The organism is Arthrobacter sp. YD4, from assembly GCF_030410515.1.
Classification (GTDB): domain Bacteria; phylum Actinomycetota; class Actinomycetes; order Actinomycetales; family Micrococcaceae; genus Arthrobacter.
Window position 1 is genome coordinate 52575 of record NZ_JAUHHD010000006.1, and the last position, 14847, is coordinate 67421.

At 68.0% G+C, this 14847-nt stretch carries 12 protein-coding genes; 4 read left to right on the forward strand and 8 right to left on the reverse strand.

Annotated elements, in window-relative coordinates:
- The first annotated feature begins 65 nt into the window (after positions 1-65).
- On the forward strand, positions 66-3719 hold the full coding sequence (locus tag QWJ39_RS14835) for a bifunctional RecB family nuclease/DEAD/DEAH box helicase (RefSeq protein WP_290258638.1): 3654 nt from the start codon (positions 66-68) through the stop codon (positions 3717-3719).
- Positions 3720-3795: 76 nt separating this feature from the next.
- Here the strand turns inward: QWJ39_RS14835 and QWJ39_RS14840 are convergent, their stop codons facing one another.
- From QWJ39_RS14840 to QWJ39_RS14850, 3 genes are all read right to left on the reverse strand, one after another.
- Positions 3796-4866 carry an alkene reductase gene (locus QWJ39_RS14840; protein WP_290258639.1) on the reverse strand — a complete coding sequence of 357 codons (1071 nt, stop codon included), beginning with the start codon at positions 4864-4866 and terminating at the stop codon, positions 3796-3798.
- Between the two features lie 126 nt (positions 4867-4992).
- Positions 4993-5784, reverse strand: coding sequence for a hypothetical protein (locus QWJ39_RS14845; protein WP_290258640.1), 792 nt, complete (start codon positions 5782-5784; stop codon positions 4993-4995).
- A gap of 147 nt (positions 5785-5931) precedes the next feature.
- Positions 5932-6609, reverse strand: a complete 678-nt coding sequence (locus QWJ39_RS14850) for a DUF6318 family protein (protein ID WP_290258641.1) — start codon at positions 6607-6609, stop codon at positions 5932-5934.
- 161 nt (positions 6610-6770) lie between these two features.
- Between QWJ39_RS14850 and QWJ39_RS14855 the strand changes: the two genes are divergently transcribed.
- The 3 genes from QWJ39_RS14855 to QWJ39_RS14865 all read left to right on the forward strand — a co-directional run bounded on the left by QWJ39_RS14855 (position 6771) and on the right by QWJ39_RS14865 (position 8291).
- Positions 6771-7205: a pyridoxamine 5'-phosphate oxidase family protein gene (locus QWJ39_RS14855; protein WP_290258642.1), complete on the forward strand. Its 435-nt coding sequence runs from the start codon at positions 6771-6773 to the stop codon at positions 7203-7205.
- 74 nt (positions 7206-7279) lie between these two features.
- A complete protein-coding gene (locus QWJ39_RS14860) occupies positions 7280-7792 on the forward strand; it encodes a very short patch repair endonuclease (RefSeq protein WP_290258643.1) in 513 nt (170 codons plus the stop codon).
- Between the two features lie 241 nt (positions 7793-8033).
- A complete protein-coding gene (locus tag QWJ39_RS14865; RefSeq protein ID WP_290258644.1) occupies positions 8034-8291 on the forward strand; it encodes a hypothetical protein in 258 nt (85 codons plus the stop codon).
- A gap of 15 nt (positions 8292-8306) precedes the next feature.
- Here the strand turns inward: QWJ39_RS14865 and QWJ39_RS14870 are convergent, their stop codons facing one another.
- The 5 genes from QWJ39_RS14870 to QWJ39_RS14890 all read right to left on the reverse strand — a co-directional run bounded on the left by QWJ39_RS14870 (position 8307) and on the right by QWJ39_RS14890 (position 14756).
- Positions 8307-9503, reverse strand: coding sequence for a restriction endonuclease (locus QWJ39_RS14870; RefSeq protein WP_290258795.1), 1197 nt, complete (start codon positions 9501-9503; stop codon positions 8307-8309).
- 76 nt (positions 9504-9579) lie between these two features.
- A complete protein-coding gene (locus QWJ39_RS14875; RefSeq protein ID WP_290258645.1) occupies positions 9580-11811 on the reverse strand; it encodes an AAA family ATPase in 2232 nt (743 codons plus the stop codon).
- Positions 11812-11903: 92 nt separating this feature from the next.
- Entirely contained in the window at positions 11904-12158 is a 255-nt protein-coding gene (locus QWJ39_RS14880) for a hypothetical protein (RefSeq protein WP_290258646.1), read from the reverse strand.
- A gap of 184 nt (positions 12159-12342) precedes the next feature.
- Positions 12343-12762 (reverse strand): thioesterase family protein, encoded by a 420-nt coding sequence (locus QWJ39_RS14885; protein ID WP_290258796.1) that lies wholly within the window; start codon positions 12760-12762, stop codon positions 12343-12345.
- A gap of 53 nt (positions 12763-12815) precedes the next feature.
- Complete coding sequence (locus QWJ39_RS14890; protein WP_290258797.1) at positions 12816-14756, reverse strand: ABC transporter ATP-binding protein; 1941 nt, start codon at positions 14754-14756, stop codon at positions 12816-12818.
- Positions 14757-14847 lie beyond the last annotated feature (91 nt).

Genomic DNA, 14847 nt, shown 5'->3' on the forward strand with positions numbered 1-14847 from the left:
GTTGTCGGTGGGCTTTGGTAGCTTGGCAAAAGAGGCACGGCGGACAGAGACGAGGCGGGGACACAGTGTTTTTCCTTGAACCGGAAGTACCCGGCGCGGCCCCGGACCTGGTCTACTCCGCGAGCGACCTGGTGGTGGCCGCAGAGTGCGAGTATCAGCTGCTGCGCAAGCTGGACGAGAAGCTCGGCCGGGCGGCGAAGGCCGACTTCGGCCCGGACGAGATGCTCCGGCACGCGGCTGCGCTGGGCGACGTGCACGAACACAAGGTGCTGGACACCTTCGTCGCGGAGTTCGGCCCCTGGGATGCTGCCTGCGGGGCCGGGGTGTACGACGTCGTTCCCGCCGAGGGCATGGAGCGCGCCACCCTGGTGGCCAAGCACGAGGAGTCGATCGCAGCGCTGCGGGCCGGCGCCGGCGTCGTCTTCCAGGCCGCCTTCTTCGACGGGCAGTTCCACGGCCGCTCCGATTTCCTGGTCCGTCAGGACGACGGTGCCTACGCGGTGTTCGACACCAAGCTGGCCCGCCACGCCAAGGTGACCGCCCTGCTGCAGCTGGCCGCCTACGGTGACCAGCTGCTCAAGGCCGGGATCGACGTCGCCCCGAACGTCACCCTGGTCCTCGGCGCCACCGTGCCGTTGCCCGGCGGCGGCTTCGACTACGTCCGCAGCCACCACAAGCTGGCGGAGATACTGCCGGTTTTCCGGGAACGGCGCGAACGGTTCCTTACCCTGACCGGGGCGCACGCGGCCCGGCCCGGGCCCGTCGCCTGGGGCGCGGAGGGGATCAGCGCCTGCGGACGCTGCGACTACTGCCGGGAGCAGGTGGCCGCCACGGACGACCTGCTGCTCGTGGCGCGGATGAACGCGGTGCAGCGGAAAAACCTGCACGCACTGGGCATTTTCACGGTGGCGCAGCTCGCGGAGGCCAACCTGACCGGCGCCTCCTCCACGCTGCTGCGGCTGCAGGAACAGGCCCGGATCCAGAGCGGGCGCGGCCCGGTAGACGGGGAGGTCACTTACCGCAAGGACGGCGAGGAGCACACGCTGCGCTACGCCGTGCTGGGTCAGAACACGCTGGCGGAACTGCCGCCGCCCAGCCCCGGGGACATCTTCTTCGACTTCGAGGGCGACCCGCTCTGGCAGGACGCGGCCACCGGGATATGGGGGCTGGAATACCTCTTCGGCGTCATCGAGGCGCCCGTCTCGCCCGGCGTACCGGGGGTCTTCCGTCCGTTCTGGGCACACAGCCGGGAGGCGGAGAAGCAGGCGTTCCTGGACTTCCTGGACTACGTCGAGAAGCGCCGCAGCGAGTTTCCCGACATGCACGTCTACCACTACGCGCCGTACGAGAAAACGGCGCTGCGGAAGCTCTCGGTGCAGCACGTCGCCGGCGAGGACACCGTGGACCAGTGGCTGCGCGACGGACTGCTGGTGGACCTGTACCAGACGGTCCGCAACAGCATTCGGATCTCGGAGAACTCCTACAGCATCAAGCGGCTCGAGCCGCTCTACATGGGCAGCAACCTCCGCACCGGGGACGTCAAGGACGCGGGCGCCTCCGTGGTGGCCTACGCCCAGTACTGCGAGGCTCGCGACGCCGGACGGGACGAGGAGGCGGCGGCGATCCTGGCCGGGATCTCGGACTACAACGAGTACGACTGCCTCTCGACCTTGGAGCTGCGGGACTGGCTGCTGCGGCGGGCGGCCGAACGCGGCATCTCCCCCGCGGCGGACGGTACGGACGGTCCGGCGACGGCTGGCGACGGCTCGGCTGCGGGGTCCGGCTCCGCTGGAGCGGTAGCTGCCGACGCCGGCGGAGATGAGACGGGTGCCGCGGAGCCGGTGGGCCCGGCCGAAGCTACACTCCTCCGTTTCGCCGCACCCGACTCGGGCCTGGCAGAGGACGACCGCAAGGCCGTCGCCATGCTGGCCGCCGCCGTCAGTTACCACCGGAGGGAACGGAAATCGTTCTGGTGGGCTCATTTCGACCGGTGCGAACTGGGACCGGAGACCCATGGTGAAGACCGGAACGTCTTCCTGGTCGAAACCGCGGAGATCCTGGACGACTGGCATCAGGAAGGCCGGAAACTGCCGGAGCGCCGGGTGAAGTTGACCGGCACCATCAGCCCGGGATCGGACCTGCGCGAGGGCAGCAAGTGGTTCCGGATGTACGGCCGCCCGCTGCCCGCCGGACTTGAAAGCACCGGCAAGAGCGGGACCGGCCGCAACGGCTGGTTCGGCACCGAAGTCCTGGAACTGGGCGACGAGGACGGCAAGGACACGGTCATCATCCGGGACCGGCTGCACCGAAACATCGAGCCTTACGCTGACCTGCCGATCGCGCTCACCGAGGACCAGCCGATCGCCACCAAGAGCCTGGAGCAGGCGCTGGAAACGTTGGCCGCCGACGTCGCCGCGGGGCTGGAGTCGGGAACCCTACCGCGGCACCCGGCCCTCGATCTCGTCCGCAGGCTGCCGCCCCGGCTGGCTGGAGGCTCACCGTTGCCGCAGCCCGGAGAGGGGCCGGACCGGTTTATCGACGCCATCACCGGCGCCGTGCTGGGTCTGGACCGCTCCTACCTTGCCGTGCAGGGCCCTCCCGGGACGGGAAAGACCTACGTGGGTGCCCGCGTCATCGCCCGGCTGGTCGAGCGCGGCTGGAAGATCGGCGTCGTCGGACAATCCCACTCCGTGGTGGAGCACCTCCTCGGCACCGCCATTTCGGCCGGCGTGAGCCCCGCCCTCGTGGCCAAGGACGTGAAGCACTCCGAGCCGCTCCCCTGGGAGGCCCGGAGCGCCAAGGACGTGTCCGCGCTACTCGCCTCGCGGGGTGGGGCTCTGATCGGCGGCACCGCCTGGACCCTAACCGGCGCCACTGTCCCGGCTGGAGCCCTGGACCTGCTGGTGATCGACGAGGCCGGGCAGTTCTCGTTGGCCAACACCCTGGCGGTGGCCCAGGCCAGCAGCAGACTCTTGCTGCTCGGCGACCCGCAGCAACTGCCGCAGGTCAGCCAGGGCCAGCACCCGGAGCCCGTGGACGAATCGGCGCTCGGCTGGATCTCAGCGGGGCACGCGACACTCCCGCCGGAGCTCGGCTACTTCCTGGCCGACTCCTGGCGGATGAACTCGGCGCTCTGCCGGGCCGTCTCGGAGCTCGCCTACGACGGCCGCCTGCGGTCGGCGCCGGCAGCCGACCAGCGCCACCTCGACGGGGTCCCGGCCGGAATCGAGACGGTCATGGTCCCGCACGCCGGCAACACCACCTCGTCCGCGGAGGAAGCGGCGGAGGTCGTCCGCCAGTTCCGGCGGCACCTCGGCCTGATGTGGCACACCCCGGAAGAGAGCCGGCCGTTGGGGACAGCGGACATCCTGGTGGTGGCCGCCTACAACGCGCAGGTCAACCTCATCCGCGAGGCGCTGAGCCGTGCCGGCCTGGGCGGGGTCCGGGTGGGCACGGTGGACAAGTTCCAGGGCCAGGAGGCGGCGGTGGTGCTGGTGTCGATGGCCTGCTCGGCCGTGGCCGACGCACCGCGCGGCATGGAATTCCTGCTTTCCCGCAACCGGATCAACGTGGCCGTGTCCCGGGGGCAGTGGCGCGCCGTGATCGTCCGGTCGCCGGAACTGACCCACTATCTGCCGCCGCAGCCGGCGTCGCTGGAGCAACTGGGAAGCTTCATTGCCCTGTGTCAGCGCTCGGTGGGGACCGGTACCTGCGGTTAAACGCCAGGCGGCGGGGAGGAAGGCACTTCCTCTCCGCCGCCTGCTGGCGCCCCGTTGCATTCGGGGCCGCCGGGATTTAGTTCTGGTAGAACGGGTAATCCGTGTAACCCTCGGCGCCGTCGGCGTAGAACGTGGACTGGTCCGGCTCGTTGACCGGCAGCCCTTCACGCCAGCGGCGGGCCAGGTCCGGGTTCGCGATGGCCGGGCGGCCCACGACGACGGCGTCGGCGTGGCCGTCGGCGACCAGCGAGACGGCCTCGTCACGGGTGGTGATGACGCCGAAGCCCGTGTTCAGCAGGAACGGGCCGTCGAAGCGGGCGCGCAGGTCCTTGACCAGCTCACTGTCGGCGTCCTTGTGCAGGACGCTCAGGTAAGCCAGCTTCAGCGGCGAAAGGGCGTCCACCAGGATGCCGTACGTTTCGCGGACGTCAACTGCATCGGTCTCGGTGGCACCCTGGACGTTGTGCTCCGGGGAGATGCGGATGCCCACGCGGTCCGCGCCCACGGCGTCGACGACGGCCTGGGCCACCTCGATGACGAAGCGTGCGCGGTTCTCGGGGGAACCACCGTAGATGTCATCGCGCTGGTTGGCGGCGGGGGTCAGGAATTCGTGCAGCAGGTAGCCGTTTGCCGAGTGCAGCTCGACGCCGTCGAAGCCCGCCTCGATGGCGTTGCGGGATGCGCGGACGAATTCGTCGCGGATAGACGGCAGTTCGTCGGTGGTGAGGGCGCGCGGTACCGGGAAGGACTGCTTGCCTTCGTAGGTGCGAGTGACGCCGTCGATCGCGATGGCGCTGGGGGCGACGACCTCGTGGCCGCCGGTGGTGGCCTCGTGGGTGACACGGCCGGCGTGCATGACCTGGGCGAAAATGCGGCCGCCCTCAGCGTGAACGGCGGCGGTGACGTCGGCCCAGCCCTTGAGCTGTTCCTCGGTGACCAGGCCGGGCTGGCCCGGGAATCCACGGCCGGCTTCGCTGGGGTACGTGCCCTCGCTGACGATCAGGCCGAGCGATGCGCGCTGCCGGTAGTGCTCAGCCACCAGCGGGCCCGGGACGCCTTCCTTGCCGGAGCGCAGGCGAGTCAGCGGCGCCATGACGAGTCGGTTCGGGAGCTCCATTTGGCCAACGGTCAAAGTGGAAAACAGCATGCGCGGTTCCTTTCGCTGTGGATGATGTCCACGTAGAACAGCAAGGAGGCGCATGCAACTATTCCGGCTGAGACTCGAATCACTTTCCGGCCGGGGTCAGAGGGCGATCAGGGCGACGGCGGCCTGTCAGGGGGACGGCGGGGCTCCGGCGGGACAGCCCTGGCCTTGCGGGTTGCGGAGGCAGTCGTCGGCAAAGTTCCGGGTGATGGACCGCCACACGCTGACAGTCTGCGAGGGACCGCTGAACTGCCCCTGCCCGGGGATGGGCAGCGGCGGCCCGCCGTTGACCGAGTACGTTCCCTGGAAGTGGGTGGTGAGAACGACGCCGAAGTCACCGGTCTCGGCGTAGGCGTGACTGGTGGAGGTCTTCTCTCCCCAGCGTTCCTGCGGCAGCGGGCCGCCGGCCGCCGGGGTGGGTCCCAGCGAGGTGCCGTCGCCGTACGTCCAGGTGTACTGGACGGGTGTCGCGGTGACATGGACGGCCTGATTCAGAATGGTGATGTCGAACTGCTGCGCCGCCGACTGGGCGAAGAAATTGGTTTCGGCTCCGCGGAGCGTATGCGGGCTGGGTTGTGCGGTGGCCTGCCCGGGATTGATCGCCAACTTCTGGAACTCGGTCTGGATCATCGCGGCGATGCGCGGCAGCAGATCCGCCGGTTTTGGATCGAAGAGACAAGTTGGCCCGGAGTGGAAGCTCCACACCGGATTGGGCACGCCCGCCGGCGCTTTGAGCCACACCACGGGAATTCCCGGTTTGCCGTCGGGCCCGGATTTGCAGTCGACCAGGTCGCCAAGGCAGACGGTATCGAACTCTCCACCGCCAAGATGACATTGGAGTTCGTATTTGTATTGGTAGGGGTCGTTTGCCAATGCACCGGGCTGAGCCCAAAGGAAGTTCCCTGTTTCTGGATCGACCATCCAGCCGCCAACATCGACTGTGTCGTCGCCCCAGTCACCAGTTATTGGCGGAGTTGGTGCTTCTGAGATCGGGCTAAAGGGCGTCCAATGTAGCGCCACAGCACATATGACAAGTCTTAGTGCAGAGGCCAATAAATTTGCCACGGCTTAGCCAACAATGCGTTGAATGTTGTTGACGAACCACGCCCCTTGTCGAAACACCGCCAGCATCAAGTTTCCAGAGTCGTCGGGCTTGGGATCGGAGCGAAACAGACTTCCGTCAGCGTTGTAATAAGAAATTGCCGACTGCGAAACCTGGATTGCCACTTGGTAGTTTCCGTCCGGCGCAACCCTGAACGTCGTACTAACGGACGGAGTCTGAGTCCGCCCGCCGGCTAGCCACCGCCCCTCGGCATGCCAACCGGAGATGACGGCTTTAGCTTTCTCGCATGATCGACAATCGACACTGGTCATCGCATCCAGCCGGCTCACATCTCCGGTCTCGTAGCCGTAGCTGAGCACCTCGAACCAGTACTTCGCGAAGGCCTCGAGTCCTTCCTTGGTCTCGGCTTTGGCGGCCTCGGGTAAGACCGGGACGGGGACATTCTGGGCGCGGCCGGAGGCATCGGCCGGTTTGTAGGCGGGAGCGGCAGTGGGCGTGGCCGACGTCGTTCCCGGCGATGCGGACGCGGTCGACTCCACGGGGGCCGCCGTCGTCGGCGCCGGCGGGGACTGTCCGCCCGAGCAGGCCGTCGTACCGACCAGGGCGGCAAGAAAGAGGGCGGCTGCGGCGCTGAGCCGGCGGGGCATTGGACTATGAAATGGCATGTTCAGCTGATCCCCCAATAGAAAATCATGACGCCTGAAATCCAAACAATGCCTAAGGGTAACTGAACCGCAGGCCCCCGGTAAGAGTTATCCACAGATCATTCGGACCGCCCACATCCCGGCCAAACAGTTCCTTTCGGCCTCTGGCGTCCCTCTACGCCGGATAGAAGAATGGGCCCATGATGTTCGAACACGCTGAAGGTCAACCGATCCTGACTCTGACCGAGGATCAATGTTGGAAACTCGTCGAGGGCACCAAGCACGGGCGTCTGGTGGTCACCGTCGGCGGCGAGCCGGACATCTTCCCGGTGAATTACGCCGTCGCAGACCGAAAGCTTTATCTCCGCACCGCCCCCGGCAATAAACTTGCCGAGCTGACCATCAACGCCAAGGTCCTCTTCGAAACAGACGGCATCCTCTCCGAAGAAGCGTGGTCGGTGGTGGTGCGCGGCACGGCCCGCACCCTGGAACACTCCGCCGAGATCGCCGCCGCAGAGGCCTTAAAGCTCAAGCCCTGGGTCCCCACCCTCAAGGACTTCTACGTCGAGATCGCCCCCACCGCCGTCAGTGGACGCCACTTCCAGTTCGGCGAACATCCGGAACGGGACATCTAAGGCCGAGCCGCAGGAAGAACCAACCACCAGAGGCAGGGCCGGCCGCAGCCGGCAGCCCTGCCTAGACTTAACGCATGGCGGACAGTCTGACCCCGGAGCGGCGCAGCTGGAACATGTCCCGCATCCGGGGCAAGAACACCAAACCAGAGCTCCTGGTCCGAAGGCTGCTGCACGCCAAGGGCTACCGCTACCGCCTCCACGGCACCGCCCGGGGCGGCAAGCTCCCGGGCAACCCGGACCTCGTATTCGCCGGCCGGCGCAAGGTCGTCTTCGTCAACGGCTGCTTCTGGCATTTCCACGACTGCCGCGTGGGCCAGCACGCACCCAAGAGCAACGCCGAATTCTGGGACACCAAACGCAGCCGCACGAAGGCCCGCGACGCCGAACAGCGCCAGCGGCTCGAAGACCTGGGCTGGGAGGTCCTCACCCTCTGGGAGTGCCGCATCAAAGATCTCCCCGCGCTGGAAGCCGAGCTGGAATCCTTCCTCGGCCCGGAAACGGCCGGCACCACAAAGCACCGCGCCCCCGGCGCCGACGTGACGCACGACACGCCGCCGAACCCTTCGAGGACCGCCTCCGCGTCCTAGGCCCTACCGGCCGGTAATCTCGGCTTCGCCGGCACTGCCCCAGCGCCGGTTTGCTGCAACCCGCCGTCGTGGATTTGTGACGATTTCGGGGGAACTGATCTGTGCCGGTATGCTCGCGACGGAAATATCTGGACTATGCCCAGAGACAGTCTTGCGCACCTGGGCTAAACTCGGCATTCGGGGAACTAGGACTCTATCGGTCAGTACGTGGGGGTACTACTCACTCCTCAGGAGAAGCACGATGCCACACCTATTGTTGTCCACCGAGGCCCGCCCGCTGCACGCGGTTCGCAGTCCGGAGGCCGCGTCGGAGCTCGATCCCCTCCGCAGGCAGGTGACCGACATCATCGACGCCATTCTTTCCGACGAGAACCCCGACGAGGCACTCGTCCGCGAACGTCTCCGCCAGCACGTGGCGGACAATCCGGGCCAGCCCGAGAAGGCCCTGCTGAACCACCTGCTCTCGGTTTCCACCACCGTGCAGGACGGCACGGCCTAACCACAGGCCACCGGCCTAGCGGTTGATGGTTGCCTGACGTACGACTTCGCCCCAGGACTGCTGGGCAAGGTCCGCCACCGAGGCGAGAATCTGCGCGGGCGGCTGGGACAGGTCAAGCGGGAACTCCACCACGTCGATGTCCGTGTTCAGTATCCGGCGCAGCTTGATCTCCCCCGACCCGGGGTAGATCAGCCACGCGGTGGGCACCCGCAGGGACGTGCAGTAGGCCAGCATCCGGTAGTGGTCCCCCGAGAGGGACGCGCCGACGTCGGACGCGGCCTGGTACTTGGCGTCGTACACCATCACGGGGCGGCCGCCGAGCAGGTGCACGGCGCCCGGCTGGACCATGATCCGGTCCGCGTCGTCCACCGCCTCGTTCAACATGGCGTTGTACCGCAGCCGCATCTCCCCCGGAAATGCACCCATCGCCTCGCGCAGGGCGACGCCCACGAAGTCGGAAAACACCTTGGACATGTCGACGACGAACGACGCCGCCTGCTGCTTGCCGTCGCCGGCCTCGGCCGAGGCGTTGCGCAGGATCAGTTCGGCCAGGCGCAGCGCCGGGTGGTAACGGACATTCATCCGGCTGGCCCGCCACGGCGGCAGCGGCGCCCCGGACTGCAGCCGGGTGACCGCGTCGAGCTTGCCCTTCAACCGCCGCAGCCGGCTCAATACGTCCGCCCGGACCCCCGGCACCTGCGACATCCGCTCCAAGGCCGCGCGCAGGATCCGGTTTTCCGGGATGTCCTCGGTGAATTCATCGTAGGAGACCTCCAGGGGCACCAGCATACCGGGCCGGCGGGAAATCTGGTCCGAGATCCGGATCCTGCCCTTGACCGTCCGCAGCGATTCATCCACGTTCAGGTACCCCTGCAAGACGCCTCGGCTCAACGCCCGGTCGGCGAGCTGGGCCAGGGACTCGGCCAGGGCGCTCCAGAGTTCGGCGTCCTCCACGGCGGCGACGGCGTCATCGCGGAAGCCCTGGTTCTCGGTGTAGCCGAGCAGGAACAGCAGCCGGGCCAGGCCGAGGCGCTCCTTGGGCCGGACCTCCAGCTGGACGGTGGGGGTGCGGACCGAGCCGACGTTCCCGACCGGTTCGATCCGGAACAGGCCCATGCCCAGCGGCGACGCCTTGGCCAGGCCGCTGCCGTTGATGTACGCGGCGCTGCCGGGATCGAGGCGCTCCACCACGCCCTGGGACAGCTCGTCCATGGCGATCTGCCGGACGGCCGGCTGCCCGGCGGCCTGCCCGGCGCCCGGCGGCTGGGCGTACCCGTCCCGGAGGGCGCTAGACGCGGGCAAGGCGACCCATCAACTGCTCGAGCCCGAACCGCTCCTGCAGCTGGGCGCGGTTCAGCTGACCGTGGTAGTGCTCCTCGAGCAGCGGCATCAGTTCGTACTTCCAGATCCGCCGCAGCCCGGCGGGGGTCTGGGCAGCCTTCTTCATGAAGTAGGACGGTCCGATCATCAGGTCCCGGTCCCACTCGTCGATCGCGTTGTTCAGCTCATCGAGCAGCAGCGCCGGCGTCGTGTCGAGGCCGCGGGCCTGCAGGAACCGCAGCAGCGTCCCCTTGACCGGTTCGGTGCTGGGGTGCAGCTCGATGAAGGAGAACCGGCGCCGGATCGCGGCGTCCATCATGGCGATGGAGCGGTCTGCCGTGTTCATGGTGCCGATGATGTAGAGGTTGTCCGGCAGCGAGAACGGCTCGGTGGGGCTGTACTGCAGGTAGATCCGGTCGTCGCGGTACTCCAGCAGGAAGTACAGCTCGCCGAAGACCTTCGCCAGGTTGGCGCGGTTCATCTCATCGATGATCAGGAAGTAGGGCTTCTTCTCGTTGCCCGGCTTCGCGGCTTCCTCGGCCAGCCGGCGCAGCGGCCCGGCCACCAGCTTGAAGGACACCTGGCCCTCGTCGGTCTTATCCGGCCGGTAGCCCTCGAAGAAGTCCTCGTAGGCGTAGGAAGGGTGGAACTGCACCAGCTTGACCCGCTCGTCCCCGGTGTCGCCGGCGAGTTCGGCGGCGAGGTGCTTGGCCAGGTAGGTCTTGCCGGTGCCGGGCGGGCCGTACAGCACCAGCTGCCGATTCTCCTCCAGCATTTCGGCGATTTCCTGCAGCGGCTCCAGGTCCATGTGCAGGGTCGCGGCGAACTCCGGGGTCAGGGGCCGGAAGCCCTCGCACGGGGGTTCGACGACGGCAGCCGGCTCGTCGCCGTCTGCGGCATCTCCCTCCGCCTCGGCCGGGAGCAGCGCCTCGAGCGCCTGGATCACGCGGGTGACGTCCACGACGACGCCGGAGCTGGCCAGCTGCCGCTGCACGTGCCGGGGCAACTCGGCGAGCTGGTGGTCGCCGTCGAACCAGCGGACCTTGCGGCGCAGCCTTCGGTTGTCCTCGTTCTGTTCGGGTTCGCCCAGCACCACGCCCACGCGCACGGCGCCGGCGCTCTGGTAGAGGGTGAGGTCGCCCGGCTTCATGACGGTCAGGAAGGCGAAGACGGCGGTCTTGGTGTCCTCGCGCTCGACGTAGCTCAGGTGCTTGTAGTCCTCGTCGACGGCGTGCTGGACCAGGCCCGCGGTGACGCCCGGGTCGAGCTGGCGGAGGTGTTCGACGTCGAGCGTCACCGCTTCCTCGTCCTGCCACGCGGCGAGCAGCTCGGCGTTGTCGTGGTGGCTGCGCAGCAGCCAGGCGCGGCGGCCGGGGTCCCCCACCTTGCGCCACTGGCTGACCAGCTGCCGGGAGTACCAGTCGATCCGCTGGCCGGCCTGTTCGTCCAGGTGCAGGCGGATCCGGTGGATGTCGGCGGAGATCTCCTCATCCGAATCGCCCTTCGCGCCGCCGACCAGGGAGGCGAACGCGTCGCGGATCTCCTGGCGTTCGACGTCGGCCACGATCGGTTCGAAGTAGGCCGGCCAGACCAGGAATTCGATGCTGCGGCGGATCGCCGGCTGGTCATCCGGGGTGCCCATGGTCAGCTCGTGGAACGCCAGCGGGTCCTTGATGGCGGCCTGCACGACGCCGGCGGGACGCTGCGCGACGTGGCGGACGAAGCGGCAGAGCCATTTCAGGTGGTCCCAGATGGTCCAGTTGAACTCGGCGGTGCGGTCCCGGATCACGCCGTGGTCCGTCATGCCGGCGTAGAGCTCCTCCGGCAGGTCCAGCGGAGGCTCGAGCCAGGACGCGGCCTCGGCCACGCGGGCACGCTTGACCTTGAGGGACTTCACCTCGTGGGCCAGCGGGAGGGACTGCAGGAAGAGCAGTTCGACGGCGAGCTGCTTCGCGCCGCGGGTGGCCCCCTCAAGGTTTTCCCGCAGGTTGGTCATCATGGGTGCCTTGGGGTCCGGGATGCCCCGTTCCAGCCGCTCCAGCAGCTCCGAGGCGGCGGCCACGGACCAGGTCCGGGTGCGGCCGTCCAGCGGGGAGGCCTTGCCGAGCAGACCCGGGCCGAGCACAAACCACGCCGCGTCTTCGATTTCCTTGGAGATGCCGAGGGCGCGGTGCATGGCAGGCTTTTTGTGGGGGGTCATGCCCTCCAATTTACAGGCTTAAGCTGAACGCCCGCATCACGGGCCGGCCCGTCGCCGGGCCGTCCGGGGCGTTCTCCAGGCGCCCGGGCGGGCTACTTGCCGCCGGCCCTGCGCTTCACGCCGAAGGTGAAATAGCTGCCGGGTCCGACGAAGTTCACCAGCGTGGCTACCCGCCAGAGCGCCTTGCTGCCGCGGATTTCCTCCGCCGGCCGGCGGGAGATGTCCCGCTGCGCCGCGACCAAAAGGGAAAGCTGCACGAGGGCCGCCGTGACGGTGCCGAACTTCGCCATCGGCGAGAGTTCCTTCCACGTCTTCTTTTTGCCCGCCGCCTTGCTGCGCTTGGCCATGGTCCTGCTCCTCGCTCTGGTCGGTTCTGTGCCGATGCCCGTGGGGCGCGTCCAGTCTAGGGCGGGGCGGGCGGCCGCGGTAAGGGCCTCCCGCCCCATCCCTCTTGGTCAACTGACTCGCAGCTGGGGCCGTTCTGGGGTCTCAAAACGGCCTGATGTGCGAGTCAGTTGGGGGTCCGCGCGGTCAGTGGGCGGTGAACTGCTCCAGCGTGGCCTTCTGCTCCGGGGTCAGCCGCACCACCCGTCCGGTGGCCTCGTCCACGAAGGCCAGGTGACTGCTGGCCTTAACGCAGTCCTCGCCGGTGACGGGGTCCTGGACCAGGTAATGGATGTCGAAGCTGGCACCCTTGACCGCGCCGATCCAGAGCTGCACGAGGGCGGGGATGTTGCGGTACTCCAGGGTCCGGACGTAGCGGATGCGGTGTTCGACCACCAGCGCCAGGATGCCGGCGGGGACCTCGCTGAAGAGCGGGACCACCGGCTCCAGGCCGGGCAGCCCGGTGCCGCCGGGCGGCCCGAAGGCGGCGATGCGCGCCTCCTCCAGGATCCGGACCAGCTGGACGTTGTTGATATGGCCGTAAGCGTCCATGTCGCCCCAGCGCATCGGCACCCGCACCTCCAGCCGGCGCGGCTCCGCTCCCCCGGCCGTCGCGGCGCTCAGCTGCGCACCGGCGTCGGGCCGCCCGCGGCGTCGGCAAGGGCCGCCTCCGCGTCCTCACCGGCGAACTGGGACATGTACAGCCGGTAGTAGGCGCCCTGGCTCTCGAGCAGCTCGGCGTGCCGGCCCTGCTCCACGATCCGGCCTGCCTCCATCACCAGGATGGTGTCCGCGTCCCGGATGGTGGAGAGCCGGTGCGCGATCACGAAGCTGGTCCGTTCGGTCCGCAGCGCGGCCATGGCCTTCTGGACCAGGGCCTCGGTTCGGGTGTCCACCGAGCTGGTGGCCTCGTCCAGGATCAGCAGCGACGGATCGGCCACGAAGGCGCGGGCGATGGTGATCAGCTGCTTCTCGCCGGCGCTGACGTTGTTGCCTTCCTCGTCGATGACCGTGTCGTACCCGTCCGGCAGGGCCCGGACGAAGCGGTCCACGAAGGTGGCCTTCGCGGCGGCCATGATCTGGTCCTCGGTGGCGTCCAGCTTGCCGTAGCGGATGTTGTCGTAGATGGTGCCGCCGAACAGCCAGGCGTCCTGCAGCACCATGCCCACCTTGGAGCGGAGCTCGGCGCGGCTGAGCCGGGTGATGTCCACGCCGTCCAGGGTGATGGTGCCGGCGTTGAGCTCGTAGAAGCGCATCACCAGGTTCACCAGCGTGGTCTTGCCGGCGCCGGTGGGTCCGACGATCGCGACGGTGTGGCCGGGTTCGGCGGTGAAGGACAGGTCCTCAATCAACGGCTTGTCCGGCGTGTAGCTGAAGGTGACGTGGTTGAACTCCACGTGACCGTCGGTCCTGGCCGGCAGCTGGTCCGTGGCGGTCTCCGGATCCTGCTCGTCGGCGTCGAGGAACTCGAACACGCGCTCGGCGGAGGCGACGCCGGACTGCAGCATGTTGGCCATGCCGGCCATCTGTCCCAGCGGCTGGGTGAACTCGCGGGAGTACTGGATGAACGCGGTGGCGTCGCCCAGGCTCATCCCGCCGGAGGCCACGCGCAGGCCGCCGACGACGGCGATGCCCACGTAGCTGAGGTAGGAGACGAACTGCATGACCGGCATGATCATGCCGGAGACGAACTGGGCGCCGAAGCTGGCCTTGTAGAGTTCCTCGTTCCGTTCGTCGAAGCGGGCCAGCATGTCCGCGTCGCGGCCGAAGACCCGGACCAGGTCGTGCCCGGAGAAGGACTCCTCGATCTGGCCGTTGAGTTCGCCGGTGTTCTTCCACTGCGCGGCAAAGAGCTTCTGGCTGCGCGCGCCGATGACGCCGGCGGCCACCCCGGAGAGCGGCAGCGCGATGAGGGCGATCAGGGCCAGCTGCCAGGACACGATGAACATCATGATGACGATGCCGATCACGGTCAGCGCCGAGTTCACCAGCTGCGCGAACGCCTGCTGCAGGGCCTGCTGGATGTTGTCGACGTCGTTGGTGACGCGGGAGAGGACGTCGCCGCGCTGGCGGGTGTCGAAGTAGTTCAGCGGCAGCGCGTTGAGTTTCTTCTCGGTGTCATCCCGCAGCCGGCGCACCACCCGCATGACCAGGACGTTGAGGACGTAGCCCTGCAGCCAGAGGAAGATGTTGGCGACGAAGTACATCACCAGCACCACGCTGATGAGGAACGCAAGCTTCTGGAAGTCGATGCCGACGCCGGGGATCACGTCCATGCGGGAGAGCATGTCCGCGAAGTTGTCCTGGCCCTGGGCGCGGAGCCCGGCGATGAACTGGTCCTTGGTGGCCCCGGCAGGGAGCTGCTTGCCGACGACCCCGCCGAAGATCACGTCCATGGCCTGGCCGAGGATGCGGGGCGCGACGACGTTGAGGACGACGGCCACGGTCACCATCGCCAGGACGGCGATGATGCCGGCGCGTTCGGGTTTCAGCAGGCCCATCAGACGCTTCGCCGAGGGCCAGAAGTGCTGGGCCTTCTTTGCCGGGACCGCGCCGAACATGCCGCCGTCGGCCTCGCCGGGAGTGAACTCCTCCTCGACAAAGTCCTCGTCGGCGGTGTCCGGTGCGTCCTGCGGGCCGGTCACGGCGCCG